Origin of the sequence: Psychrobacter sp. ENNN9_III (genome assembly GCF_001462175.1) — a bacterium.
Lineage (GTDB): Bacteria > Pseudomonadota > Gammaproteobacteria > Pseudomonadales > Moraxellaceae > Psychrobacter.
The window spans coordinates 1-26,043 of record NZ_LNUO01000038.1; the positions used below are offsets into that span (position 1 = coordinate 1).

Consider the following 26,043-nt stretch of genomic DNA (forward strand, 5'->3'; position numbering starts at 1 on the left):
TAAACCTTCTGCCTCTCACGACATTTGCTGTCGTGTTTTTTGGTTTGTAAATTGTAGATAATTATTAGTTCAAATAGTAGTGCTTAGATAATATAAGCCCTACTTATGGTTCATTTACTTTTTTCTGTAAAACGTATTAGCCAATAATGGTTGCTACGTTGCGATTGACTATTTAGAGGATTCTAAAGTTAATCGCTTTAAAACTCTATAAGGTGTGATTATGTCGTTTGGCATTGTGTTTTTAGTGTTGGCTGTCGGTTTTTTGGGGTTCATTGTCTTACCAAAGCTATTATTAAGGCATCAAGCTAATAAAAATACCGAACCCAGTCCAGCTCCTGTACGCGGTGACGACCTGGCTATTTGGCCGTTTGCACCGATGCCTATCATGACAGATACTGAAGTCATATTTTTTCAAAAACTCAAAAACGCACTGCCTGAATATCATATATTTGTACAAGTTCAACTTTCTCGTATTATCAATGCTGATAGTGAAGAAGCTTCTGAGCGTAGCTTTTGGTTCAATCGTATCTGCCGTCAAAGTGTCGATTATGTTATTACTGATATCGATGCGCAGACGACATTGGTCGCCATTGAGCTTGACGACTGGACACACACTAGTAAATCAAGACAAAAGGCTGATGACAAAAAGGACAAAGCGCTAGCAAGCGCAGGGATCCCGATTGTAAGATTCCATGCTGAGCGCCTACCAAGTGTCGATATACTGAGATATGAGCTGATGCAGGTTATTGAAACTTATGAACCGTAATGCTATTGCTAATTCATTGACTGTCGGTTCATCAGAGTCAGGTACTGCTTGTATCTGGCTTCTTTTTATTATAAAACCTGTAAATTTCTATGCCAACGTTTGAATGTCTTTTACAATATAACGGATTATTGTATGGACTCGAGCAGTAAATAAATATATTATCCTTTTATTGATTAGTGAACATAAGTTTTGACTAAAGTTTTTTTAGTGTTAGGTCGAACAACCACCTATTCAAATCACATCTACTGTTATTTCCTCAACTAGGTCTTATCAATAAAGGATTATTTTATGAAGTTTTTTCAACTGACTGCGCTAGCATTTGCCAGCACTTTAGTATTAGCAGGGTGCGGTAGCGATAGTGACAATACTAGCACGGCGGCTTCTAACAATAATGGTTCAGCTGTACCTTCTAAGCCTCCTGTAAACAATAAACTGTCTGAGCTTGAGCAAGCTAAAAGCATCATCAATACTGCAAAGCAGTTTATTTTAGATAACAAAGCAATCGAAGATGCTTATGAAGGCGCTAGCGAGATTTTGACCGAACAACAGCAAGCCCGAGTCAACCTAACCTTTGAGATCGCTGAAGGTTTACAGGGGTACATGAAAGAGAATTCAATAGCAAAACTGGATGCAGCAGATGTAGCTTATTTAAGGGATAATGGTGATCTGCAAGAAGTAATAGATAAAGGATTGGAGAGCGATTTTTATTGGGACAGATTCTATAATGATAAGCTACAGCCAAGCGATGATTTTCTTGCAACGCTTGATGCCAATGGTAAATTCAAACTATCTGGCACTACGCTTGTGAATAGTGAACGTTTTGATTATAACTATAATCCGCTAACCAATGATATAGATACAACAGTCACCAAAGATTCTTTTAAGATAACCTACGATAAATTTGAAAACTCATTGGCTTCTAATACCAGTACTGATAATTTTACAGGTCGTTATGGTTTCAATCGTCTTGACATTGGTTCAAAAGCGGATGCTGTCGTTTTGAGCTCAACTTCACAGGGTGCAACGGTTAATGCGCAGTTCAGTGATAAAGTTTTGGTCAATGATGAGTTTGATATAAATGACGTTAATAGAGCTGGCATTACTTTAGAAAAAGCGGTCATAAAACTGGATAATGTAAAACTCAAAGCCAATGACAGTATCATTGAAGCCCGTGACGTCGAACTAGGGTTTTTAGATATGAGTCGCAAGCTTGCTGATGGCATCTTAGTGGTCAGAACTTTGCCAACCGCTATTAAGCTGACGGGTGAATTACTCAAAGAAAAGCCTGCAACAGATGTCGCCATTTCGCTAAACGCGGTTGCTAATGAAACCGATATCAAAAACGTTATCAAAGTAACCCAAGAAGGTAATATTGAAGAGATTGCTGATAAGTTCGTTGGGATAGAGATTGTCATGTCTCTTAAAGGTAAAGTGACAAAAGAGACTGCGACTTCGACTGCGATCATACCTTTAGATATTCAAGCGAACCTAAAACGTACAGCGCGTGATATGGTGGAGCTGCAAGGTTTGAAAGCAAACGTAGATGGTAAAAGTCTGTACGTGACAGGTAAAACCATCTTGGATACTCAATATAGCGTTAGCTGCAAGTGTACACAACTTGATATTACCCAAAACAATGCTGCCATTAAGCTAAAATTCGATGTCGATAATAAATTCATCATACAAGATACCAAAACTGGTAAGTTTGCTGATATTAAGGTCAACGGTAAGGTCTTTGGTGAGCTATTACAGAACAACGGTAAAGTAGGCGCTAAGTTTAAAGACAATAGCTTTATTCCTCTAGGCTAATGATGATATGTGCTAATGATGTTATGTATTTGAGATATTGATCAGGGATAAAAAGAGACAGCTAGCCCTGTCAGGGATAAAAAGAGACAGCTAGCCCTGTCTCTTTTTTGTGCCTTTTAATTTATGGAAGAATGTCATGGCCCTTTTGTGCTCGTCCGTGCGTATGTTATCTGCACAGATTCTGTTTGTACCACCATCTATTCAGTCTGCTAAGACACGCTACCAGATGGCCTATACCATACGTACTGTATTGGTTATCGTGAGCCTTGGGATCTCTATACCTGCTATCGCGCAGGAGTCATGGGTGGCTTATCAACTAACCGGTGATGACTTGATTTTAGAGAAAAACCCAACGCCTTTTTTAGTATCTACGCCATTGATAGCTTCTAAGAAGCCAGGCACACAAATTGATTGGTCAGTGATGGCGAGTGCTCATAGTCCAGCGCAGCCTATCGCTGCTTTTATCAAGGATTGGGATGCGCCGTTAGAGTCTGGTACCCATGCTTACGCGCAGGGGCGCGCGTCACTCAATGTACGCCCAGCTGACAGTCCGATCAGCTATGGTTTGGCATGGCGTTATGACTATTTGATGACATTTAATCAAGAAACCGCAGACTTATATTGGCAGTATCAAAACAACCAGCTTCCCAATCAAAATCAAACTTATGCTTTAGAGTTAGAGGCACAGCATAATGAACGTGTTGGCGCAAACGTAGGTTTTGCTCAGCAATTAACGCCCAATTGGCAGCTGACCACTTATGCCAACATTTGGAAAGGTTTGCATTTGCTTGACGGTGAAGCTAGCGGCAGTATTACATCACAAGCATACCCTGCTGGCGAAACAGTTAGAAATATAGACCGTCTAAATAGAACGAATACTTATGTAGATTATTATTACGATGAGCCAGCACTTGGGGAGGAGGATCTAAATTGGCATCCCAACAAACCAACGGGTTATGGTTATTCGTTAGATATGAATTTGACAGGTTCATTGTCGAATCGCACGCAGTTATCTATCCGTGGTTACGATATTTTGGGACGTATGCATTGGAAAGACACGCCTAGTACGCAATATGTATTAGATTATGATGCCAGTAGACGACCTGTAGATATGACCGAAGGTCAACTCGATACTGATGACATTACGCAAACATTACCATGGCGCGTGGAAGGCAGTCTCATACATCAGCTAAACCCTCAATGGCAGCTCGGTGTCCATGGTCAAGTGAATGATATCCAAGACTTATATCAGTTGTCAGCAGGCTATCAAACCAATGAAGATTTCTATCCACTCACTATCACTGGCTTGATAGAGCCACAAACACAAGCATTGGGGCTTGCAGTAGACAGTCAGCATGGCGGCATCAAGCTACTCACGGACAGTCTTGACTCAGAAAAGGCTCAGCGCAGTGAGGTTAGCTTATATGGACGTTACTCATGGTAGGCTATCATTAAGCTAGATGATTGGGAGTTGATAGTTAAAAGGTAAAGCCTACATTAATATGTTAATAACGATTAAGTGTTATCCATTTTAGGATCACGCCGCTTAGGATAAATGACTATCGGCTTATCACCTTCAAAGTATAGCCCTGTTCTGGGTAGCGTATCGTCCGGCCAAACTATCTGTGTTTTATGTCCACCGTAGCTGTCATAAAAGCTGCGTTTTGTAAACCATTCGATATAATTTGCGCGTCGAAGGCTCGTCATATCAATTGTCGTCAGATTATCTTTATCCCATTTATCGCACCATTCATGCATAGGAAAGCTTGGTGAAAGCCAATCCGGATAAATAAAATTAGCCGTATTGATGGGTAAAAAGAACCGTCCTTTTATAACACCATAACGCTTATCAATTTTGACTTGTCCATGATCCTTAGTATCTACCCATATAGTACGGAATTGTTTGGTCTGCATATGGGTCATTTTGCGCTGTAGATTGTCGTTTGAGTTAATCCCAACCCAGTTTTCAGGCGCGAAAGGCGCTGAACCCATAAAAAACTTAATGGCCAGTTCCCAATGTTCAGTGACTGTCTCTTTATGGTTATACAAAATCAAGTCAAGCTCGCCAGAGGTTTGCTTGCCATTAAATAGCTGAACATTACTAGCGAGTGTCTCATATGGATGCAACTGGCGTGCAAAACCATCTGCTAACCAAAAAGACAATAACCCCTCAAAGTGAAAACCCAAACGATTGGGACTGGGTCGTGTCAGTAGATAGCGCGTCAACTCCTGATAAGCATTGGTGGTATCAAGCTCTTCTAAACGCTGCTGATAAGCGACAAACTGCTGCTGCCAAAAGCTGGCGCTATGTACCGAGACTGTATGTGTGTTCTGATAAGGCGCAAAATCCAGCCACCCTGTTAATACGTTAGGGCATGCCAGCACATAAGCCAAATCACGCACATAAGGTCGCTGGTACGCCTCCCAAGGTGCGTAATTTGTAAGTATGGACAATGAATGAGCAATAGGCTCGGACATAGAAAAAACCGAAGTAAGTTATAGTGCATTTACCCTAACTGCTCGCTTAGCAAAAGTCTATAGTCAATCGTACTATGTTAAGATTGAACGTATCTGGCAGCACAGCCTCTGTCGATCATGAAACAAGCTATCAAATAATAATGAGGATTAAACTATGAAATACCTTTTGCAAATCGACTTCCCTTATAGTGGACCTTTTGGCGATAAATTCTTTGAATCTATGCAAGAGCTTGCCGAAGATATCGCAAACGAGCAAGGTCTGGTCTATAAGCTATGGACAGAAAACGAAGAGACGCAAGAAGCGGGCGGTATTTATGTGTTTGATAATTTAGATGACGCCAATCGATACCTTGCTAAACATACCGAGCGTTTAGAATCGTTTGGCTTCACTGACATCAAATCAAAAACTTTTAAAATTAATGAAGCGCTGAGTAAGATTACGAAAGCGTCTTTGTAATACTTAATGAAGAGTAATTGAGTATAAAAAAGCCAACCATTGAAAACAATGATTGGCTTTTCTCTTTAACTACTATGTTTGGTCGGAACGGCAGGATTTGAACCTGCGACCACCACACCCCCAGTGTGGTGCGCTACCAGACTGCGCTACGCCCCGAGTGACTGACTATTTTACGCAAAATTAGGCATATTGCAAGGGCTATTTATCTTGCTACCCATTTGCCCAAAAATTTGAATATCCATAGTCAGTATGAGCGGCAAATTAGTACACCTATCCCAACAGCTCTTTTAAAATTTGGTTGACTTGCTGCGGGTTGGCGCTACCGCGGCTGGCTTTCATTACTTGCCCAACCAGACCATTAAAGGCTTTTTGCTTGCCGCCTTTATACTCTTCCACCATCGCTTGATTGTTGGCGATGACCTCTTCGACCATGGCCTTGATAGCTCCTGTATCAGTTTCTTGCTTAAGTCCTTTTTCCTCGATGATTTTATCTGCTGCATCATCATCGTTGCCGCCCGCGCGCTCATATAAGGCACTAAAGACTTTCTTAGCCAATTTGCCAGATAGAGTATCGTCTTTGATACGCTCCAGCATGCCAGCCAATTGCTTAGCGCTGATAGGGGAGCCAACGATGTCTTTATCGTCTTTATTCAATGCACCCAGCAGCTCTCCCATGACCCAGTTGGCTGCCATCTTCGCATCTTGCTGTCCGATCTCTGCGACTACATCTTCAAAATAATCGGCAAGCTGACGGCTACCAGTTAGGATACGAGCATCGTACTCTGACAGACCGAGCGCTTCTTCAAAACGTGCACGTCGAGCAACAGGTAGCTCAGGCATTGCCGCTTTAATCTCATCAATCGTATGCTGCTCAATACGCACAGGTAGCAGGTCAGGGTCAGGGAAGTAGCGGTAGTCGTTGGCGTCCTCTTTGGTACGCATGGTGCGAGTTTCATCGCGCTCAGGATCATAGAGCATTGTCGCTTGGATAACTTTACCACCATCTTCGATGATATCTATTTGACGTTCGATTTCGCGGTTGATGGCGCGCTCGATAAAACGGAACGAGTTTAGGTTTTTGAGCTCAGTACGTGTGCCCAGCTCGTTTCCAGGCTTACGTACAGAGACGTTACAGTCACAGCGGAATGAGCCTTCTGCCATGACCGCATCCGAGATACCAAGCCATGTAACCAGCTGATGAATAGCCTTGATATAGGCAAGCGCCTCATGGGCTGAGCGCATGTCAGGCTCAGAGACGATTTCAATCAGCGGCGTACCCGCACGGTTCAGATCGACCCCAGTCATGCCATCGACGGCATCATGTACGGACTTACCAGCGTCTTCTTCTAGATGCGCGCGGGTGATACCCATGCGTTTGGGGTATTCGTTTTCCTCGCCTTCATTCACCACGACATCGATATAACCTTTACCAACGATAGGGTTGACCATCTGGGTAATCTGATAGCCTTTAGGTAAGTCAGGGTAAAAGTAGTTTTTACGATCAAAGGTGTTAAATAAACCCAGCTCAGCATTGACGCCAATGCCAAACTTTAAGGCACGATCAACCACACCAGCATTTAGCACTGGCAAGACACCAGGTAGACCTAAATCGACGATACTTGCCTGGCTGTTGGGCTCGTGACCAAAGTCGGTCGGTGCGCTTGAGAATATCTTACTTTCAGTATTTAGCTGACAATGAATCTCAATCCCGATGACCACTTCATAGCCATCGACGAACAGCTCTTTACGAACAATCTCTTGGTGAGCGGCATTGTTATCAGTAGTCGTTGCTGTGTTCATTATACCGTCTCCTTTGCGATGAGTGAGTGCTGTAGATGATGATCTGTATGCTGCTGGAAAAGATGTGCTGTAGATAACAGCTTGCTTTCTTGCCAATACTGACCAATCAATTGTAAGCCGATAGGTAGGCCATCTGATGTCAGACCAACTGGTTGACTGAGCGCAGGCAAGCCGGCCAAGTTGACCGCGATGGTATAGACATCACCTAAGTACATCGATGCAGGGTCGAGGTCTTCACTAAGTTTGTAAGCTGCTGTTGGTGAGGTTGGGCTGGCAATCACATCACAATCGGCAAAAGCTTCATCGAAGTCTTTTACGATTAAGCGGCGTATTCTTTGTGCTTTTGTATAATAAGCATCAAAATAACCAGCAGACAATGCATAGGTGCCGGTCAAGATACGACGTTGTACTTCAGGACCAAAGCCTTCAGAACGAGAGCGTGTATATAGATCGATAAGATCGGTTGGGTTCTCACAGCGATAACCAAAGCGCACACCATCGAAGCGCGATAGGTTAGATGATGCTTCTGCAGGTGCTAGCATATAGTAAGTCGCAAGCGTGATCTCAGGATCAGTGATGTTCACCTCTACGATGGTGGCACCCAAATCTTCATACTGTTTAAGAGCAGCACGGACCGCTTGTTCGACCTCGCTATCAAGCCCTTCACTAAAGTATTCTTTAGCGACGCCGATACGCAGACCCTCAAATGGCTTGTCACCAGCAGCTGCTTCTGCGTCATTAAGGTCTTGCACGTAGTCAGGCATATCATGCTTGATAGAGGTGGCATCACGCGGATCATGACCGATCATAGGTTGTAATAGATACGCACAGTCTTTGGCGCTTTTGCCCATGCTACCGGCTTGGTCGAGACTTGAGGCATAGGCAATCATGCCAAAGCGTGACACGCGGCCATAGGTGGGTTTGATGCCAGTGAGGCCACAAAACGAAGCTGGCTGACGAATCGAGCCGCCCGTATCACTACCGGTCGCCACAGGCACAAACCCGGCGGCGACAGCGGCGGCACTACCACCAGATGAGCCACCAGGGACGCGCTCCAAATTCCATGGGTTTTGTACCGTGCCATAGTAAGAGCTACTGTTGTCTGAGCCCATTGCAAACTCGTCCATATTGAGCTTACCTAAGCTAATCATACCCGCTTTGTCGATATTTGAGACGATAGTGGCGTTATAAGGTGAGACAAAGTTGTGTAGCATTTTTGAGCCACAAGTCGTCAGCACGCCTTGGGTACAAAAGATGTCTTTATGAGCCATTGGTATACCCAGCAGACGTCTTTTATCACCCTGCGCTCGCATCTCGTCAGCTGCTTGCGCTTGTGCGCGCGCTGTCTCAGAAGTGTGCGTGATAAAACTATTAATCTTGCCATCTAGTGCATCAATGCGTTTAAGATAATGTTCGGTCAGCTCAAGGCTGCTAAATTGTTTGTCTTGTAAGCCCGTAATTAGCTGCTCGGTACTTAATAGATGAATCTCAGACATAAGGTGTCGTCCGTCAAAATGTTAATAGCATAAAATAAGATAAAATAAGCGCAAATAATAAAACCAATTATTCAATCACTTGGGGTACCAGATAGAGGCCTTCTTCGACCGCAGGCGCAACAGACTGATTGCGCGCACGATTGATATCATGCTTGGCGACGTCAGTGCGCAACTCTTGGCATGCCTCATGAATATTTGATAGTGGTTTGACACCTTCCGTATCGACACTACCAAGGGTTTCCATAAGAGTTAACACCTTACTGATATCGTCGGCATAACTACTTGCCGTACTTTCATCCACACCTAAGCGTGCAAGGTTGGCAACTTCTAGGATTTCTTCACGACTAACATTGCTGTCGGACGTTGATGGTTGCTGTGACATAGTTTCTCCAGTTAAGGACAGTTTTTGTTGGAGTAAGTGATTACTAAGATAAGATCGTATGTAGAGTTGGCTTATTATAAAGCATCTGGCTTAAGTTTACAGAGTAGGGTGTTAGATTGCTGCACAAACACAAACACAAACACAAACAAGTAGCACAGTGACGATACAGTTATTGATTTATTTTCAATTGCTTAACAATTAACTTGCTAAATACGGTAAAGTAGCCCCACATTGTTTAGCAAAAGTATAATATAGCGATAAGTGCTATTTATAAAGCCACTAATATCTAACCATCAGATTCTATTTTTTGATTAAAGAATACTTACTTTACAGTGTAAATAACGATGTTTTTTTTTGAGACTATATCGGTATAATTTATCTCACTTTTAGTTTCTAGTCAGTATTGTATGGTTAAGATCTGTCGCAAAGATACGTTTTTGCTCATCTAAGCCTTTAATTATAATCTACTCGATACTGACAAGCATCGTCTCAGTCCTCTCATTTGTAAGCCGCTGGATATATTAATGAACCCGTTTGGATTTTTATCAAATAATATCGCTATCGACCTTGGTACTGCGAATACCTTAATCTTTATTCCTAATAAAGGGGTAGTGCTCGATGAGCCTACAGTGGTCGCTTTACGTAGTAACCGCACGCAAAACCCGACCGTCGCGGCTGTCGGTATTGATGCCAAGCAAATGCTTGGTCGCACACCTGCCAACATTACTGCCATTCGCCCATTAAAAGACGGGGTTATCGCTGACTTTGAAGTCACCCAAAAGATGCTAAAGCATTTTATTACCAAAGTAAAAGCCAAGCGTTTTATGGCACAGCCCAATGTCGTGGTTTGCGTGCCTTGTAAGTCGACACTGGTCGAGCGAAAGGCTATTCGTGAAGCGGTGTCATCAGCGGGCGCTAATAAAGTACTATTATTAGAAGAACCAATGGCTGCGGCTATTGGTGCTGGCATGCCTGTCCATGAAGCCAGCGGCTCGATGGTGGTGGATATCGGTGGCGGTACCACTGAGATTGCCGTGATTGCGCTATCTGGCTGTGTGTACGCCGAGTCGATTCGTATCGGCGGTGATATGTTTGATGATGCAATTATTACTCATGTACGCCGTACTCATGGATGTGTGATTGGTGAAACAACTGCTGAACGTATCAAGCAAGAAGTGGGCTCGGCACTCAACGAAGAGAGTAATTTAGAGGTAGAAGTTCGAGGCCGTAGTATGGCAGAAGGCGTCCCTAAGACGTTTAGTATTAACTCAGAAGAGATCCAAAAAGCATTAAGTGATCCGCTAAGTGGTATTGTCAGCGCCGTAAAAGCAGCACTTGAACAAACCCCACCTGAATTGTCATCAGATATTGCTGAGCGCGGTATTGTCCTAACTGGCGGTGGTGCCCTGTTACGCGATTTGGACAAACTTATCTCAAAAGAGACTGGTCTACCAGTGACTGTCGCAGAAGACCCACTTACCTGTGTCAGTCGCGGTGGCGGTATTGCACTTGATTTTATTAATAACAAAAGCTTAAACATGATTTTTGTATAAGGCTTTTATAGTTACTTGAAATAGTGATTTTGGTTACTGGTAGATGGTAAATCTGAGCTAAAATAAACAACTGAACAAAGGCGGTCAATATGGCTGCCTTTGTCGCATCAACAACTAGCATATGCCATAGTGTTCACGCATAATGGCTTTATACCCCGCGTCGGGTACCGATCGAATTAGATGCCCTATGATCCCAAGTATTTTTGCTCGTCAACCACTCGCACTTCGTAGGACTGCTATTGTATTAATAGTGGCGCTAATCATCATGTGGTTTGATAGTAAAAATCCAGAGTTGTTTAAACCTGTCCGTAGTATCAGTCACGCTGCTATGCAGCCTATCTATGAGTTTTCTTTATTACCAAGCTATGCTGAACACTGGGCACGCGGTAGCATCCAATCAAAAGAAGCTTTACGCCGCGAAAACGTACAGTTAAAGTCGCAACTGATTCATGCAAAAGCAAAGCTTCAGCAGCAAGATTATATCTTGGCGCAAAATGCCCGCTTACAAGGTATTTTGTCAACGACCAAGCCTGACTTATTTGATCTGAACTTAGCACAAGTGATTGGCACAGATACCAATTTACTCAAACAAATCGTAGTGCTCAATAAAGGCGCCAAAGACGGTGTTCAAGTTGGGCAAACGGTGATTGATGAAAACGGTATTCTAGGTCAAATTATCAATGCCTATCCCAATACCAGTCGCTTATTACTCATCACAGACGAGCAGCAATCAGTTGCTGTCACCATCAAGCGTACTGGTCAACGCGCCATCGTCACAGGCGCGGGTATCCCAACCTCACTGAGTCTTAATTACGTGTTCAAAACCTCAGATGTACGTATTGGTGACGAGCTAGTATCCTCTGGTTTGGGCGGCCGTATACCAGCAGGCTACCGCGTTGGTCGTATTACTCGCATTAAAGACACTCAAGCTGACAACTTTAGAATTATCGAGGTGTCACCTGCTGCCAATTTTGTTGATAATGCTTATGTACTCATCTTGCAAGATAAGGTGGCGCATCCTGACACCGAATTACCAATACCTGCCAGTCGCTAATTAATCGTTAAGGCAAGCATTCATGGCGTTTTCGAATTCTGAGCATTCATCTAGCAAGATACTTATTGCAATCATATTAAGCTTTGTGGTTGCCTCATCACCTAGTGTCTATCCATTAAGCCCAAGCATGGCAACCTTACGTCCCATGATCATGATGATGGTGCTGATATTTTGGTTGTTGTTTCAGCCACGTCATGTTGGTATTTTCACCGCTTTTACGATTGGCATCATTGCTGACTTACTAATGGACACGCATCTTGGACAGCAGGCATTTGCAGCCGTCGTCATGGTATTGGCACTTAGAGTCTGTAGTCTTCAAATCAAACAATTGAATACGCTTAGCGCTTGGTTTTTAGCGGCTGTAGGCTTGATTGTTTTCCAGCTTACTCTCTGGGTGTTACAGCTAATGACCCAAGGATTATTCGTTGCACAATCAGGGTTGTCTTTGTTAATGAGCATCTTAAGCTGGCCTCTCATACTGTTAATATTGCGTGGATTTACGCATTAATTTTTAGTCAGCCTATAGCTTAAGCTTAGTAAAGTCTTAACAATAATAAGAGGGTAGTAATGAATATTATATTGGCTTCTGGTTCACCGCGTCGTCGTAAGCTTCTAACCGACGCTAAGCTTAAGCTCAATATCATGAGTGTTGATATTGATGAGACTCCCAATGATAATGAGTCTCCAAAAAAGTATATTCAACGCATGATTGCCGCTAAGGCTAATGCAGCTATTGTACAATTAAAGACAAACTATCAGAATGAGGCTTTTGAATCGTATCAATCTGCGACATCGGTTATTATACTAACGGCTGATACCATTGGGGTGTTGCCAGATGGTCACACAGTTCTTGTCAAGCCGACAGACCGTGCTCATGCTTATCACATGTGGCAGCAAATGTCTGATAGCATTCATCAAGTATGGACTGCTGTTCAAGCAACCTTAGTGTCGTTTGCTGGCAAAGAAAAAGAGCTAGATGACAGACCATTAAAAGTGGTCTGGCAAAAGCAAATCATTGAGTCTACAGATGTGACTTTTGTTCCTTTAACACAAGATATGATGCGTGATTACTGGAACAGTGGTGAGCCAGCTGATAAAGCAGGTGGTTACGCTATTCAAGGTTTAGCGGCTGCGTGGGTGACGCGTATCAATGGCAGCTATACCAATGTCGTAGGCTTGCCATTAGCGCAAACGCTAGCATTGATTGAGGAGGCAACTAAAGCCCAAGAAAACAATCACAAACAAATATAAATACTGTTTATGAGATAAACGAAAAAGTAAGCAGTCACATAATGACACGGCAGGATAGTGGGCAGGGGGATGGGACATTTGTTAGACTGTGATTTTAAAAGACTGCTTTTTATCGTAAAGCCATTTATGATTAATAAGTACCATAAGTAATAAATAAGAGAAAAAATATGTCTGAAGAGCTGCTAATTAATGTCAGTCCGATGGAATGCCGCGTGGCTGTCTTAGATAACGGTGTGCTCGGTGAGATTTATATAGAGCGTCATCATAAATTGGGTTTGGTTGGTAATATCTATCTAGGAACGGTAGTACGCGTATTACCTGGTATGCAAGCAGCATTTGTTGATATCGGCCAATCACGTACCGCGTTTTTACATGTCAATGATATGCAGCGTGAGCCAAAACCTACGCCAAGGAGCAAGAACCAATCTTTTGTAGAGGCAGAAGTTACCGCAGATAGTAGCGCAACTCCTGCTGATAGTTTGGGTATGACGCCACCTATTGTCAGTGCTCAGACTACCGAAATCGTACCCGTATCCAATAAGACTCTGATCCAACATCGCCTGCACGAAGGCCAGCGTATTCTTGTACAAGTGACCAAAGATCAACTAGGCAGTAAAGGCGCCCGCTTAACGACCAATATCTCATTACCATCACGTTATCTTGTGTATCTGCCATCAAGCGATCACGTTGGTATCTCTCAGCGTATCGATAGCGAAGATGAACGTACTCGCTTAAAGGCTGAGCTGACAAGCTTAATGCAGACAGTCAGTTTAAAAGGTGGTTTGATTGCTCGTACTGCTGCTGAGCGCGTACCTTTAAATAAACTCGAAGAAGATATTTATTATCTTGTCCAGTTGTGGCGAACTATTTGCGCGCGCCGCCAAGAGATCAATCATCATCAAAGCTCTGAGCTTATTTATCAAGAGTTATCGTTACCGCTGCGCTCCATACGTGACTTGGTGCATGCTGATACCGAAAAAGTCATTATTGATAATGCGCAAGTTTATGAGCAAGTACGGTACTTTGCCAAAGAGTTTGTGCCTTTTATTTATGATCGTATTGTACATTATACTGCCGAGCCAGCATTATTTGATGTACACCGTGTCGAAGACGATCTACGCGATGCCCTAAAACGCCGTGTCGATCTTAAGTCGGGCGGCTATTTAATCATCGATCAGACAGAAGCGATGACGACAATTGATGTCAATACCGGCTCCTTCGTCGGTGGTCGTTCGTTAGAAGACACGGTCTATAAGACCAATCTTGAGGCCACCCATGCCATCGCCCGCCAATTACGTCTGCGTAACCTAGGTGGTATTATCATACTAGATTTCATTGATATGTTAGAACAAGAACATAAAGATGATGTGTTAACAAGTCTGCAAGAGCAGCTAGCGCAAGACTATGCCAAGACTAATATTACCCAGGTTAGTGAGCTTGGACTGGTAGAGATGACACGTAAGCGTACGCGTGAATCCTTAGGACAGCAACTGTGCGAGCCTTGCTCAACTTGTCAAGGGCGTGGGTTTGTCAAAACGGCTGAAACCGTTTGTTTTGAAATATTTCGCGAAATGATGCGCTGTGCTCGTACTTATAACTCACCGAAGAAATTCACCGTCGTGGCTCATGCAGCGGTTATTGATTTACTGTTGACTTCAGAAGCAGATACCGTCGCAGATCTTGAATATTTGCTAGGAAGAGTGATTACATTTGAAGTAGAAAATCTATATACCCAAGAGCAATATGACATTGTTTTAGATTAAGTGTTACCTAAAATATTATTTTAGCTTTCCATAATTTAAAAGCGTTATTTTCATAAAGGACGTTTTTATAAGAGACTTGCAATCAGATAAATACTCTGTATAATACACACCACTGAATTATATACGCGCAGCCCATAAAACAGCTGGCGCTATGACAGCTAGAGCATCGTTTCTAGCACTATTTCATTATGCCTTTGCTGACCTCTATACGAATAGGAGGGTTGGCGGGGCTTTAAACTATTTTGCTTTTAGCACGCTATAAGTTCCGCTAAAGAACTATTTTGCTTTTAGCACGCTATAAGTTCCGCTAAAGAACTCATTCTGGTTAAGAACAGAAGGCCGCTTTAAGTGAATATTTAACCAAACGGCTTTTGCTCATTTACTTGCAAAGCAAGAATGATCAAAGCACATATTAGGAGCTTGCTGGCATGGCTAACCAGAGAATCCGTATCCGTCTTAAGTCTTTTGATCATCGTTTGATTGATCAATCTGCACAAGAGATCGTCGATACTGCAAAGCGCACCGGTGCGCAAGTTTGTGGTCCTGTACCGTTGCCGACTCGCATTGAGCGCTTCAACGTTCTAACCTCGCCACACGTCAACAAAGATGCTCGTGATCAGTACGAAATTCGTACTCACAAGCGTATGGTTGATATTGTTCAGCCTACTGACAAAACTGTGGACGCGTTAATGAAGTTAGACTTAGCGGCGGGCGTTGACGTTCAAATTGCTTTGGGTTAATGCATATTAAACGCCCAACTCATTAATATAAGATATAAAGAGGTCTAAAATGGCGATCGGTTTAGTCGGTAAAAAATGCGGCATGACCCGTATCTTCACTGAAACAGGTGCCTCTATCCCTGTAACAGTGATTGAGGTTAGTGCAAACCGCATTACTCAATTAAAAAATACTGATGTAGATGGCTATCAAGCCATTCAAATCACCACAGGTACTCGTCGTGACAGCCGCGTAACAGCCGCACAGAAAGGTCACTTCGCAAAGGCTGGCGTTAAAGCTGGTCGTGGTGTTTGGGAATTTCGTGCCAATGATAGCGATCTTGAAGGTCGTGAGATTGGTGGTGAGATCCTAGCTGACTTGTTTGAACAAGGTCAGATGGTTGATGTCACAGGACAGAGTAAAGGTAAAGGCTTTCAGGGCGGCGTAAAGCGTCACAACTTTAGCATGCAAGATGCCACTCATGGTAACTCAGTATCTCATCGTGCCCTTGGTTCAACTGGTCAGAACCAGTCACCAGGTAAAGTATTCAAAGGCAAAAAGATGCCAGGTCAGATGGGTAACAAACGTGTCACCGTTCAAGGCCTAGAAGTGGTTTCGGTTGATGCCGAAAAAGGGTTACTTGTCATCAAGGGTGCTATCCCAGGTGCCACCGGTGGCGACGTTATCGTACGTCCGTCAATCAAAGCCTAAGCAAGGGGATTAACGTGGATTTAAAAACAGTTACAGGTGCGGCGGTTGAGCTTTCTGATACGGCTTTTGGTCGTGAATTCAACGAAGCATTAGTGCATCAAGTCGTCACTGCATATCTTGCAGGTGCTCGTCAAGGTACACGTGCGCAAAAGACCCGTGCCGAAGTTTCTGGCGGTGGCATCAAGCCATGGCGCCAAAAAGGTACTGGTCGCGCTCGTGCAGGTTCTATTCGTAGTCCAATCTGGCGTTCTGGTGGTCGTGCATTTGCTGCAAAACCACAAGACTGGTCACAAAAAGTTAACCGCAAAATGTATCGCGGTGCTATGCAGTGCATCTTAGCCGAATTGGTACGTCAAGAGCGTCTGATATTGGTTGAAGAGTTAAGTATCTCTGCTCCTAAGACCAAAGAGCTGATTGCAAAGTTAAGTGAACTAAATGCACCTCGTGCACTTATCGTTACTAAAGAAGTTGACGAAAACTTATACTTAGCCGCTCGCAACATTCCACATGTCAATGTACTAGGTACATCTGAAGTGGATCCAGTGAGTTTGATCGCATTTGATAAAGTGGTCATGTCAGTTGAAGCTGCGAAACAATTTGAGGAAGCACTAGCATGAATAACGCAAGACTTTATCAGGTCTTAAGAGGGCCTGTCTTCTCAGAAAAATCTCAAATGCTTGGTGACTCACTTGGTGTACAGGTATTTAAAGTTGACTCTAACGCTACTAAGCTTGAAGTCAAGAAAGCAGTTGAGTTGATGTTTGAAGGTGTTGAAGTTACAAAAGTGAACACTTTGAATGTTAAAGGTAAGACAAAGCGTTTTGGTAAAAGTATCGGCCGTCGTAACGACTATAAAAAAGCCTATGTTACCTTAAAAGCTGGTCAAGATGTACAAATGGCTGATGCTGGTGAAGAAGTTGCAAGCGCGACTGAATCTACTAGTGAAACAGCGAACAACGAATAAGGATTACAATCATGCCTATCGTAAAAGCAAAGCCAACATCACCAGGCCGTCGTTTTGTTGAAAAAGTGGTGCATCCACACCTTTACAAAGGTCGTCCTTATGCAGCACTTGTCGAATCAAAAAGTAAGTCAGGTGGTCGTAATAACAATGGTCGCATAACGACTCGTCACGTTGGCGGTGGTCATAAGCATCATTATCGTATTATTGACTTTAAGCGTACTAAAGACAATATTCCAGCTACTGTAGAGCGTATCGAATACGATCCTAACCGTACTGCACATATTGCATTACTTAAATACGCTGATGGCGAACGTCGTTACATCATCGCTGCTAAAAAACAAGCAGTTGGTGATACAGTAATGTCAGGTGAAACTTCACCAATTCGCCCAGGTAATTGCCTACCGTTAAAAAACATCCCATTGGGTACTGTGATTCACAATATCGAGCTTAAAATCGGTAAAGGTGCACAGATGGCTCGTTCTGCGGGTGCAAGTGTACAGTTACTAGGTCGTGATGGTATTTATGCGATTCTTCGTATGCGTTCTGGTGAAACTCGCCGTGTGCATGTTAATTGTCGTGCAGTTATCGGTGAAGTCTCTAACACTGAAAACAACCTGAAATCACTTGGTAAAGCTGGTGCTTCACGTTGGCGCGGTGTTCGTCCTACGGTTCGTGGTGTTGCGATGAACCCAGTTGATCACCCACATGGTGGTGGTGAAGGTCGTAATAAAGGGCGCCATCCAACTAGCCCTTGGGGTCAGAAGTCTAAAGGACTGAAAACGCGTCATAATAAGCGTACTGACAATATGATCATCCGTCGCCGTCGCGCCAAGAAGAAATAAAGGAAGAATCTCATGCCTCGTTCATTGAAAAAAGGTCCATTCATAGACGCGCATCTGTTTGCCAAAGTTGAGAATGCTATTGACACCAACTCACGCAAACCCATTAAAACTTGGTCGCGCCGCTCGATGATTCTGCCACAAATGGTTGGCCTAACCTTATCTGTTCATAACGGCCGTACTCATGTACCGGTTATCGTAAGTGAGCAGATGGTTGGTCATAAACTAGGTGAATTTGCCCCGACACGTACGTATCGTGGTCATGGCATTGACAAAAAAGCTAAGAGATAAGGTGCTTACCATGGAAGTAACTGCAAAATTACGCGGTGCCGCCATATCGGCACAAAAAGTTAGACTCGTTGCTGATGAAGTTCGCGGCAAATCTATTGAGCGTGCTTTGGATATCCTAACGTATAGCAATAAAAAAGGCGCTGTGTTTGTTAAGAAATGCCTTAACTCAGCCATCGCCAATGCCGAACACAATCATGGCTTAGATATTGACGACCTGAAAGTCGCTACTATTTACGTCGATGAAGGCATTACGCTAAAGCGTATCCTACCACGTGCCAAAGGTCGTGCTGATCGTATCAGTAAGCGTACCTGTCACATTACTATAAAGGTAGGAGAATAAGTTATGGGTCAAAAAGTACATCCAATCGGAATTCGTCTTGGTGTTGTAAAAAAGCATAATGCAAATTGGTATGCTAACCCTAAACAATACTCAGAATACCTGATTAACGATATCCAAGTTCGTGAGTATCTTCGCAAAAAGCTAGACAATGCTATGATCAGTAACATCATGATCGAGCGTCCTACTGGTGCTGCTAAGATTACAATCTCTACTGCGCGTCCTGGCATTGTGATTGGTAAAAAAGGCGAAGATATTGAAAGACTTCAAAAAGAATTGACCAAAATTATGGGCGTACCTGCTCAGGTCAACATTGAAGAAATCACATCGCCTGATCTTGACGCACGTTTGGTAGCAGACGGTATTGGTAGCCAGCTTGAGCGCCGTGTTATGTTCCGTCGTGCGATGAAGCGCGCTGTACAAAACAGCATGCGTTCTGGTGCTAAAGGTATTAAAGTTGAGCTGTCTGGCCGTCTTGGCGGTGCTGAAATTGCTCGTACTGAATGGTACCGTGAAGGTCGTGTGCCATTGCATACACTCCGTGCTGATATTGACTATGCGTCAATTCGTGCAGAGACAACTTACGGCACCATCGGTGTTAAAGTTTGGATTTTCCGCGGAGAGATCCTTGACGGTATGAACAGTGTGTATAATCCCGTCAATGAAGAGAAGCCTCGTGCGCCAAAACGCCGTGGCCGTGGAAACCGTCGAAACTCAGACAGAGGTTAAACTATGTTACAGCCAAAACGTACCAAGTTTCGTAAAATGCACAAAGGTCGTAACACTGGGCTCGCTCATCGTGGAAGCACCGTTGCATTCGGACAAATTGGTCTAAAATCATTGACGCGTGGTCGTATGACAGCTCGTCAAATTGAAGCAGCACGCCGTACCATTACTCGTAAGATTAAACGTGGTGGTAAGATTTGGATCCGTGTATTCCCAGACAAACCAATTACTAACAAGCCATTAGAAGTACGTATGGGTAAAGGTAAAGGTCCTGTCGAGTATTGGGTATGCGAAATCAAGCCTGGTAAAGTGCTATATGAAATCGAAGGGGTCTCAGAAGAGCTTGCTCGCGATGCCTTAACGCTTGCTGCAGCAAAACTGCCCTTTAAAACTACCATTGTTAAGCGGACGATAATGTAATGAAGATCAGTGAATTACGTGATAAATCATTAGAAGAACTGACCCAGTTACTTGATGAAAAGCAACTTGATGCTTTCCGTATTCGTATGGCTAAAGCAACTGGTCAGTTGGGTAATACCCATGAAGTCAGAGGCAATCGTCGTACGATTGCTCAGATTCAGACTTTGATTAACGAGAAACAACGAGGCGACTCATGAACGATAACAATCAAACAGCTACTAATGCTAGCGTATTGACAGGACGAGTTGTCAGCGACAAGATGGATAAGTCCATCACGGTTTTGATTGAGCGTCTAGTTCGTCATCCTTTGTATGGCAAGCAGCTTCGTCGTTCTACGAAAATCAAAGCCCATGATGAGAATAATGTTTGCCAACAAGGCGACCTTGTCCGCATCAAAGAAACGCGTCCAATCTCAAAAACTAAGTCTTGGACTTTAGTTGATGTGGTTGAAAAAGTAGAAAAAATCTAAGTAAATTGCATTAAAGGCCAGAAGCTGTTAAAATAGCCGCCTTTTTAAGGATGCTGATTGCGCCCGTCGTATATCACTCACATTAAGGGTTAGGTGCGGCTATTTACATTAAAATGCCGACTACTCATACTGTGCTAGCGGCAGCAACTGGTTTTTTTGCTCATACGTGTGGAGTAACGCTATGATTCAGGTTGAGTCAATGCTGGAAGTTGCAGACAATAGCGGTGCAAGGCGAGTTCAGTGCATTAAAGTACTGGGTGGATCTCATCGTCGTTATGCATCAGTTGGCGACATTATTAAAGTAACGGTTAAAGAAGCCATTCCTCGTGGTCGTGTTAAAAAAGGCGACGTGATGAATGCAGTAGTTGTACGTACCAAAAAAGGCGTTCGTCGTCCTGATGGTTCAGTTCTACGTTTTGATGACAATGCTGCGGTATTGCTCAACCAAAACAAGGCACCGATTGCAACTCGTATTTTTGGACCGGTAACTCGTGAACTACGTGGTGATCAGTTTATGAAAATTGTATCACTAGCACCAGAAGTATTGTGAGGTAATCCATGTCAAAATTACGTAAAGGCGATACAGTTATCGTGATTGCTGGTAAAGATAAAGGCAAACAAGGTACTGTACAAGCTGTAAAAAATGATCGTATTAAAGTAGAAGGCATTAACATTGTTACTAAACATCAGAAGCCAAATCAGGCGACTGGTATTGAAGGTGGCATCGTTAAGCAAGAAGCTTTTTTGCATATTTCAAATGTCGCAATCTTAAATGCGCAAACCCAAAAAGCAGACCGTATTGCTTATCAATTCGGCGAAGACGGCAAAAAACAACGCGTCTATCGTTCGAATGGTGAAGTAGTGGCGACTGCGTAAGACACTAAGGGTGTAATGGTAATGGCAAGATTAAAATCTTTATATAACGATAAACTAAAGCAGCAAATAAAAGAAGAGCTTGGTTTAGACAATGTGATGCAAGTGCCTAAAATCACTAAAGTCACACTCAATATGGGTGTAGGCGGTGCGTCTCAAGACAAGAAATTGCTTGAAGGTGCTGTATCTGATATGACCGCGATTGCTGGTCAAAAGCCTGTTGTCACCAAAGCGCGCAAGTCAGTAGCTGGCTTTAAAATTCGTGAAGAATGGCCGATCGGCTGTAAAGTAACGCTACGCGGTGAGCAAATGTACGAATTTTTAGATCGTCTGATTGCCATTGCAATTCCTCGTATTCGCGATTTCCGTGGTTTTTCACCTAAAGCTTTTGACGGACGTGGTAATTACTCATTGGGTATCAAAGAGCAAATCGTATTCCCAGAAGTAGACTTTGATAAGATTGATCGTATCCGTGGTATGGATGTGACTATCACTACGTCAGCTGGTACTGATGAAGAAGGTCGTGCGTTACTTAAAGCATTCGGCTTCCCATTTAAATAAGGTAAAGACGTTATGGCAAAAAAGAGCATGATTAACCGCGAATTAAAGCGCGAAAAAATGGTTGCTAAATATGCAGAAAAGCGTATTAAGTTAAAAGAAACCATCAGTGATATGAATGCAAGTGACGAAGAGCGTATGGATGCAATGTTAGAGCTACAAGCCCTACCACGTAATTCATCGCCAGTACGTCTGCGCAATCGTTGTGCTATCACCGGTCGTCCTCATGGCTACTTCCGTAAGTTTGGCTTATCACGCAATATGTTGCGTGAGCGAGTCATGCAAGGCGATGTGCCTGGTGTTCGTAAAGCAAGCTGGTAAGGGGTAATTACATGAGTATGCAAGATACCGTTGGAGATATGCTAACCCGTATCCGTAACGCACAAATGGCTAATAAAGTATCCGTAGCGATGCCAAGCTCAAAACTACGTAAATCAATTGCTGATTTATTAGTTAACGAAGGTTACGTTGCTAGTGCTGTTGTCACTGAAGAAGACAACAACAAAGCGACACTTACTATTGAATTAAAGTATTTCGAAGGCCGCGCTGTCATCGAAACTATTCAGCGTTATAGTCGTCCTGGTTTACGCCAGCATCGCGGCAAAGACGCTATCCCTACTGTTAAACAAGGTATGGGCGTTGCTATCGTATCAACCAGTCAAGGCATCATGAGTGATCGTGCTGCTCGCGCTGCTGGTATTGGTGGTGAAATTGTTGCATTTGTTGCATAAAACAACGTAACGATAAAACCTATTTGAATCCTACTTAGTTTTATTAATCTACAAAAGATAATTCAAATTAAGTACCTGACAATTTTACAAAAATTGGATGGTGTTAAACTGGATCAATTATGCTAAACTAGCAGGCTTTTTAGCCTGTTAGTTTTTTCGCTAATATAAGTTTTAATTTTTCAAGGAATATTCCTATGTCTCGTGTGGCTAAAGCCCCAGTGACGCTACCTAGTGGTGTAAGCGTTACTTTGAACGATCGGCAGGTCGAAGTTAAAGGCAAAAATGGCACTATGTCTTTACGCCTGCATGAATTGGTCGAGCTGAAACAGGAAGATGATAATATCATTCTCTCACCTACAGTCGATTCAAAAGAAGCTATGATGCATACTGGCACTATGCGCGCCTTAATTAACAACTATGTTATAGGCGTCAACGAAGGTTTTGAAAAACGTCTTCAGTTGATTGGTGTTGGTTATCGTGCACAAGCTACTGGTAGTAAAGTGACCCTGAATGTTGGTTACTCGCATCCAGTAGAGTATACGTTACCTGAAGGTGTATCAGCTGAGACTCCAACGCAAACTGAGATTGTTTTAAAATCAAACAATAAACAGCAGCTTGGTCAAGCAGCAGCTAATATCCGTGGTTTCCGCCCACCAGAGCCTTACAAAGGTAAAGGTATTCGTTATAGCGACGAGCGTATCGTTCGTAAAGAAGCTAAGAAAAAATAAGGTGAGTTGAAATGTTTGATAAAAAAGCAGCTCGTCTGCGTCGAGCTAAAAAAACCCGCGCGCATATCCGTTTTTTGGGCGTTCATCGTCTAACGGTTAACCGCACGCCGAAGCACATATATGCCCAGATTATCTCTCCTAACGGTGGTGAAGTGATTGCTCAGGCATCTACCTTGGATGGCAGCTTGCGCTCAGGTGCAACTGGTAACGCTGATGCAGCGACGTCTGTAGGCCAATTGATCGCAGAACGCGCAAAAGCAGCTGGTATTACTAAAGTTGCCTTTGACCGTAGTGGTTTTAAATATCATGGTCGAGTGAAAGCTTTAGCTGAAGCAGCTCGCGAAAATGGATTGGAGTTTTAATCATGGCGAGAAATGATAAAAATGAACAGACCGATGGTCTAGTAGAACGTTTAGTAACTGTTGATCGCGTTGCAAAAGTAGTCAAGGGTGGTCGTATCTTCTCATTCACTGCACTAACTGTAGTTGGTGATGGTAATGGTCGTGTTGGTTTTGGTCGTGGTAAAGCACGTGAAGTGCCAGCCGCTATTCAAAAAGCACTAGAAGCTGCTAAACGCAATATGATTACTGTTGAGCTTGATGAGGCAACTTTATATCATCCGATCAAAGCACGTCACGGTGCAAGTAAAGTCTTTATGCAGCCTGCATCTGAAGGTACTGGCGTAATCGCTGGTGGCGCAATGCGTGCAGTATTAGAAGTTGCGGGTGTCAAAGATGTTTTAACCAAATGTTATGGTTCTACCAATACTGCTAATGTTGTTCGTGCAACGTTTAACGGTTTACGTGATATGTCAACTCCAGAGAAGATGGCAGCGAAACGTGGTAAATCTGTAGACGAAATCTTGGGTTAACTTAAACTAGGTGAGTTACGATGAAAAAAATGAAAGTCACTCAATTTAAATCGGGTGCCCATCGCCTAAAGAGCCACAAAGCGAGCTTGAAAGGATTGGGTTTACGCCGTATTAATCATAGTGTGGTAGTTGAAGATACTCCTTCAACCCGTGGTATGGTCAATCGCGTCAACTACATGGTAAAAGTGGAGGAAGCGTAATGGGACTTAGATTAAATGAATTATCACCAGGTGTTGGCGCAAAGAAAACTGCCCAACGTCGTGGTCGTGGTATCGGTTCAGGTCTTGGTAAGACTGGCGGTCGCGGTGTAAAAGGTCAAAAATCGCGTTCAGGTTCTAGCATTCGCTCAGGATTTGAAGGTGGTCAAATGCCTTTATATCGTCGTCTACCGAAATTTGGTTTTACCAGTAAAATGGCAATGACGACTGCTGAAGTTCGTCTGTCTGAATTGAATAAAATTGAAGGTGATGTAGTTAGTCTAGAAACGCTTAAAGCGGCTAACCTTATCCGTCATGATATGAAGCGTGCCCGTGTTATGTTATCAGGCGAAGTTACTAAAGCTTATACTTTTAAAGGTATTAAAGTAACTAAAGGCGCTAAGCAAGCAATCGAAGCTGCTGGTGGTAGCATCGAGGAGTAGTAACGTGTCAAAACAATCAATGTCATCGTCTGGTATACCACTTAATCCATTTGCTTTCATACGTAAATATGATGAGCTTTGGACACGTTTATTATTTTTAATCGGCGCATTGATTGTTTATCGTTTAGGGTCGCATATTCCAGTACCAGGTATTAATCCTGTCAACTTAGCTGATCTGTTTTCGCGTAACGAAAATACCATATTGAGCATGTTTAACATGTTTTCAGGCGGTGCATTAGAGCGTATGTCTATCATGGCACTTGGTATTATGCCATATATCTCAGCATCAATTATTGTACAGATGATGTCTGCGGTAGTACCATCGCTTGAAGCTCTCAAAAAAGAAGGTGAAGCAGGACGACGCAAGCTAAACAAGTATACCCGCCAAGGAACACTTGCTTTGGCCTTAGTACAGTCGTTAGGAATGTGTGCTGGCTTAATCAGTCAAAACTTAACATTATCTACTGGCCTTACCTTTTATATTCCTGCTGTTACTTCGTTAGTAGCAGGAGCTATGTTCTTAATGTGGCTAGGTGAGCAAATTACAGAACGCGGTGTTGGTAACGGTATTTCGATGTTGATTTTTGCAAGTATTGTGGCTGGTACGCCAGGTATGATTTCGCAATCTATTGAACAGGTCAATCAAGGTCAAATGAACTTGATTGTGCTATTTATTTTTGTAGTCTTGGGAGTCGCGGTAACAGCTGGTATTGTCTATATTGAGCGAGCTCAGCGCCGTGTGCCAGTGAACTATGCTCAAAAACAACAGCAAGGTCGTAAAATTTATGCTCAGCAGCAGTCACATTTGCCGCTCAAGCTGAACATGGCAGGGGTTATCCCTGCTATTTTTGCTAGCTCGTTATTGTTGTTTCCAGCAAGTTTAGGACAGTGGGTCGGTCATTCGACAGATCCTACTTTTACTCAGAAAATACTACAAAATATGGCGTTGGTGTTGTCTCCTGGGCAGCCACTGTATCTTGTATTATTTGGTGCGATGATTATTTTCTTCTGTTATTTCTATACGGCATTGGTATTTAGTCCGCGTGAAGTTGCAGAAAACCTTAAGCGTAGTGGTGCGTATATTCCAGGTATTCGCCCAGGACAGCAAACTCAGCGTTACCTCGATCATGTATTAAACCGATTGACTTTTATTGGTGCAATATACATGACGGTTATTTGTTTAATGCCAATGGTTATCCAATCATCATTTGGAGTACCATTCAATCTTGGCGGTACATCGTTACTGATTATGGTGGTTGTGGTAATGGATTTCATATCGCAAATTCAAGCGCATTTGATGACCCATCAATATCATGATCAGACGTTAATTCAGTCGCCTACTCAATCTTAGAGAGTAGT

General features: G+C 43.1%; 35 protein-coding genes and 1 tRNA gene. 31 read left to right on the top strand and 5 right to left on the bottom strand.

The genetic code is table 11. The annotated features are described in order from the left end of the window. Positions 1-220 precede the first annotated feature (220 nt). The 3 genes from PENNN9_RS02895 to PENNN9_RS02905 all read left to right on the top strand — a co-directional run bounded on the left by PENNN9_RS02895 (position 221) and on the right by PENNN9_RS02905 (position 4,019). Entirely contained in the window at positions 221-766 is a 546-nt protein-coding gene (locus PENNN9_RS02895; protein WP_058368248.1) for a DUF2726 domain-containing protein, read from the top strand. Positions 767-1,054: 288 nt separating this feature from the next. Further along, positions 1,055-2,575: a hypothetical protein gene (locus PENNN9_RS02900; RefSeq protein ID WP_058368249.1), complete on the top strand. Its 1,521-nt coding sequence runs from the start codon at positions 1,055-1,057 to the stop codon at positions 2,573-2,575. Positions 2,576-2,711: 136 nt separating this feature from the next. Next, positions 2,712-4,019 carry a hypothetical protein gene (locus tag PENNN9_RS02905; protein ID WP_058368250.1) on the top strand — a complete coding sequence of 436 codons (1,308 nt, stop codon included), beginning with the start codon at positions 2,712-2,714 and terminating at the stop codon, positions 4,017-4,019. A gap of 71 nt (positions 4,020-4,090) precedes the next feature. Here the strand turns inward: PENNN9_RS02905 and PENNN9_RS02910 are convergent, their stop codons facing one another. Beyond that, positions 4,091-5,053 carry a DUF1853 family protein gene (locus PENNN9_RS02910; protein WP_058368251.1) on the bottom strand — a complete coding sequence of 321 codons (963 nt, stop codon included), beginning with the start codon at positions 5,051-5,053 and terminating at the stop codon, positions 4,091-4,093. Positions 5,054-5,207: 154 nt separating this feature from the next. Between PENNN9_RS02910 and PENNN9_RS02915 the strand changes: the two genes are divergently transcribed. Beyond that, positions 5,208-5,510, top strand: coding sequence for a monooxygenase (locus tag PENNN9_RS02915; protein WP_058368252.1), 303 nt, complete (start codon positions 5,208-5,210; stop codon positions 5,508-5,510). Positions 5,511-5,589: 79 nt separating this feature from the next. Here PENNN9_RS02915 and PENNN9_RS02920 read toward each other — a convergent pair. From PENNN9_RS02920 to gatC, 4 genes are all read right to left on the bottom strand, one after another. Then, positions 5,590-5,666: transfer RNA gene (locus PENNN9_RS02920), tRNA-Pro, on the bottom strand. 114 nt (positions 5,667-5,780) lie between these two features. Beyond that, positions 5,781-7,310 (bottom strand): Asp-tRNA(Asn)/Glu-tRNA(Gln) amidotransferase subunit GatB, encoded by a 1,530-nt coding sequence (gatB, locus tag PENNN9_RS02925; RefSeq protein ID WP_058368253.1) that lies wholly within the window; start codon positions 7,308-7,310, stop codon positions 5,781-5,783. After that, positions 7,310-8,806, bottom strand: coding sequence for an Asp-tRNA(Asn)/Glu-tRNA(Gln) amidotransferase subunit GatA (gatA, locus tag PENNN9_RS02930; RefSeq protein ID WP_058368254.1), 1,497 nt, complete (start codon positions 8,804-8,806; stop codon positions 7,310-7,312). Before gatA ends, gatB begins: the two co-directional genes overlap by 1 nt. A gap of 67 nt (positions 8,807-8,873) precedes the next feature. Further along, positions 8,874-9,188, bottom strand: a complete 315-nt coding sequence (gatC, locus tag PENNN9_RS02935) for an Asp-tRNA(Asn)/Glu-tRNA(Gln) amidotransferase subunit GatC (RefSeq protein ID WP_058368255.1) — start codon at positions 9,186-9,188, stop codon at positions 8,874-8,876. A 524-nt stretch (positions 9,189-9,712) separates the two neighbouring features. Between gatC and PENNN9_RS02940 the strand changes: the two genes are divergently transcribed. The 27 genes from PENNN9_RS02940 to secY all read left to right on the top strand — a co-directional run bounded on the left by PENNN9_RS02940 (position 9,713) and on the right by secY (position 26,035). Continuing rightward, positions 9,713-10,741, top strand: a complete 1,029-nt coding sequence (locus PENNN9_RS02940; RefSeq protein WP_058368256.1) for a rod shape-determining protein — start codon at positions 9,713-9,715, stop codon at positions 10,739-10,741. A 187-nt stretch (positions 10,742-10,928) separates the two neighbouring features. Next, a complete protein-coding gene (gene mreC / locus PENNN9_RS02945) occupies positions 10,929-11,795 on the top strand; it encodes a rod shape-determining protein MreC (protein ID WP_058368257.1) in 867 nt (288 codons plus the stop codon). Between the two features lie 22 nt (positions 11,796-11,817). Then, positions 11,818-12,303 carry a rod shape-determining protein MreD gene (mreD, locus tag PENNN9_RS02950; RefSeq protein WP_058368258.1) on the top strand — a complete coding sequence of 162 codons (486 nt, stop codon included), beginning with the start codon at positions 11,818-11,820 and terminating at the stop codon, positions 12,301-12,303. Positions 12,304-12,362: 59 nt separating this feature from the next. After that, positions 12,363-13,046, top strand: coding sequence for a Maf family protein (locus tag PENNN9_RS02955; RefSeq protein WP_058368259.1), 684 nt, complete (start codon positions 12,363-12,365; stop codon positions 13,044-13,046). 167 nt (positions 13,047-13,213) lie between these two features. Further along, the gene (locus PENNN9_RS02960; protein WP_058368260.1) at positions 13,214-14,809 is read left to right on the top strand and encodes an Rne/Rng family ribonuclease; all 1,596 of its coding nucleotides are present in this window, start codon (positions 13,214-13,216) and stop codon (positions 14,807-14,809) included. Positions 14,810-15,237: 428 nt separating this feature from the next. Further along, positions 15,238-15,549, top strand: a complete 312-nt coding sequence (gene rpsJ, locus PENNN9_RS02965; RefSeq protein ID WP_010196670.1) for a 30S ribosomal protein S10 — start codon at positions 15,238-15,240, stop codon at positions 15,547-15,549. A gap of 49 nt (positions 15,550-15,598) precedes the next feature. Beyond that, positions 15,599-16,237: a 50S ribosomal protein L3 gene (gene rplC, locus PENNN9_RS02970; RefSeq protein WP_058368261.1), complete on the top strand. Its 639-nt coding sequence runs from the start codon at positions 15,599-15,601 to the stop codon at positions 16,235-16,237. A 14-nt stretch (positions 16,238-16,251) separates the two neighbouring features. Next, positions 16,252-16,854, top strand: a complete 603-nt coding sequence (gene rplD, locus PENNN9_RS02975) for a 50S ribosomal protein L4 (protein WP_058368262.1) — start codon at positions 16,252-16,254, stop codon at positions 16,852-16,854. Then, entirely contained in the window at positions 16,851-17,201 is a 351-nt protein-coding gene (gene rplW / locus PENNN9_RS02980) for a 50S ribosomal protein L23 (protein WP_058368263.1), read from the top strand. Before rplD ends, rplW begins: the two co-directional genes overlap by 4 nt. A gap of 11 nt (positions 17,202-17,212) precedes the next feature. Beyond that, entirely contained in the window at positions 17,213-18,043 is an 831-nt protein-coding gene (rplB, locus tag PENNN9_RS02985; RefSeq protein WP_058368264.1) for a 50S ribosomal protein L2, read from the top strand. Positions 18,044-18,055: 12 nt separating this feature from the next. Beyond that, a complete protein-coding gene (rpsS, locus tag PENNN9_RS02990) occupies positions 18,056-18,331 on the top strand; it encodes a 30S ribosomal protein S19 (protein WP_058368265.1) in 276 nt (91 codons plus the stop codon). Positions 18,332-18,341: 10 nt separating this feature from the next. Beyond that, positions 18,342-18,671 (top strand): 50S ribosomal protein L22, encoded by a 330-nt coding sequence (rplV, locus tag PENNN9_RS02995; protein WP_021813373.1) that lies wholly within the window; start codon positions 18,342-18,344, stop codon positions 18,669-18,671. Between the two features lie 3 nt (positions 18,672-18,674). Continuing rightward, entirely contained in the window at positions 18,675-19,397 is a 723-nt protein-coding gene (gene rpsC, locus PENNN9_RS03000; protein WP_058368266.1) for a 30S ribosomal protein S3, read from the top strand. Positions 19,398-19,400: 3 nt separating this feature from the next. Continuing rightward, the gene (gene rplP / locus PENNN9_RS03005; RefSeq protein ID WP_025644399.1) at positions 19,401-19,814 is read left to right on the top strand and encodes a 50S ribosomal protein L16; all 414 of its coding nucleotides are present in this window, start codon (positions 19,401-19,403) and stop codon (positions 19,812-19,814) included. Continuing rightward, a complete protein-coding gene (gene rpmC, locus PENNN9_RS03010) occupies positions 19,814-20,011 on the top strand; it encodes a 50S ribosomal protein L29 (RefSeq protein ID WP_010196696.1) in 198 nt (65 codons plus the stop codon). The genes rplP and rpmC overlap by 1 nt, the downstream gene beginning before the upstream one ends. After that, on the top strand, positions 20,008-20,283 hold the full coding sequence (gene rpsQ, locus PENNN9_RS03015; RefSeq protein WP_058368267.1) for a 30S ribosomal protein S17: 276 nt from the start codon (positions 20,008-20,010) through the stop codon (positions 20,281-20,283). The genes rpmC and rpsQ overlap by 4 nt, the downstream gene beginning before the upstream one ends. Positions 20,284-20,464: 181 nt before the next feature. Continuing rightward, positions 20,465-20,833 carry a 50S ribosomal protein L14 gene (gene rplN, locus PENNN9_RS03020; protein ID WP_010196702.1) on the top strand — a complete coding sequence of 123 codons (369 nt, stop codon included), beginning with the start codon at positions 20,465-20,467 and terminating at the stop codon, positions 20,831-20,833. Positions 20,834-20,841: 8 nt separating this feature from the next. Then, positions 20,842-21,159 (top strand): 50S ribosomal protein L24, encoded by a 318-nt coding sequence (gene rplX / locus PENNN9_RS03025; RefSeq protein ID WP_058368268.1) that lies wholly within the window; start codon positions 20,842-20,844, stop codon positions 21,157-21,159. A gap of 21 nt (positions 21,160-21,180) precedes the next feature. Continuing rightward, positions 21,181-21,717 (top strand): 50S ribosomal protein L5, encoded by a 537-nt coding sequence (rplE, locus tag PENNN9_RS03030; RefSeq protein ID WP_058368269.1) that lies wholly within the window; start codon positions 21,181-21,183, stop codon positions 21,715-21,717. Positions 21,718-21,729: 12 nt separating this feature from the next. Next, entirely contained in the window at positions 21,730-22,035 is a 306-nt protein-coding gene (rpsN, locus tag PENNN9_RS03035) for a 30S ribosomal protein S14 (RefSeq protein ID WP_058368270.1), read from the top strand. An 11-nt stretch (positions 22,036-22,046) separates the two neighbouring features. Beyond that, positions 22,047-22,445, top strand: a complete 399-nt coding sequence (gene rpsH / locus PENNN9_RS03040) for a 30S ribosomal protein S8 (protein ID WP_058368271.1) — start codon at positions 22,047-22,049, stop codon at positions 22,443-22,445. A 194-nt stretch (positions 22,446-22,639) separates the two neighbouring features. Then, the gene (gene rplF, locus PENNN9_RS03045; protein WP_058368272.1) at positions 22,640-23,173 is read left to right on the top strand and encodes a 50S ribosomal protein L6; all 534 of its coding nucleotides are present in this window, start codon (positions 22,640-22,642) and stop codon (positions 23,171-23,173) included. Between the two features lie 11 nt (positions 23,174-23,184). Beyond that, positions 23,185-23,535 carry a 50S ribosomal protein L18 gene (gene rplR, locus PENNN9_RS03050; RefSeq protein WP_058368273.1) on the top strand — a complete coding sequence of 117 codons (351 nt, stop codon included), beginning with the start codon at positions 23,185-23,187 and terminating at the stop codon, positions 23,533-23,535. A gap of 2 nt (positions 23,536-23,537) precedes the next feature. Continuing rightward, a complete protein-coding gene (gene rpsE, locus PENNN9_RS03055; protein WP_058368274.1) occupies positions 23,538-24,044 on the top strand; it encodes a 30S ribosomal protein S5 in 507 nt (168 codons plus the stop codon). Positions 24,045-24,064: 20 nt separating this feature from the next. Continuing rightward, positions 24,065-24,244 carry a 50S ribosomal protein L30 gene (rpmD, locus tag PENNN9_RS03060; protein ID WP_058368275.1) on the top strand — a complete coding sequence of 60 codons (180 nt, stop codon included), beginning with the start codon at positions 24,065-24,067 and terminating at the stop codon, positions 24,242-24,244. Beyond that, a complete protein-coding gene (gene rplO, locus PENNN9_RS03065) occupies positions 24,244-24,684 on the top strand; it encodes a 50S ribosomal protein L15 (RefSeq protein WP_058368276.1) in 441 nt (146 codons plus the stop codon). The genes rpmD and rplO overlap by 1 nt, the downstream gene beginning before the upstream one ends. A 19-nt stretch (positions 24,685-24,703) precedes the next feature. After that, the gene (gene secY / locus PENNN9_RS03070; protein WP_178379383.1) at positions 24,704-26,035 is read left to right on the top strand and encodes a preprotein translocase subunit SecY; all 1,332 of its coding nucleotides are present in this window, start codon (positions 24,704-24,706) and stop codon (positions 26,033-26,035) included. The last annotated feature ends 8 nt before the right edge of the window (positions 26,036-26,043 follow it).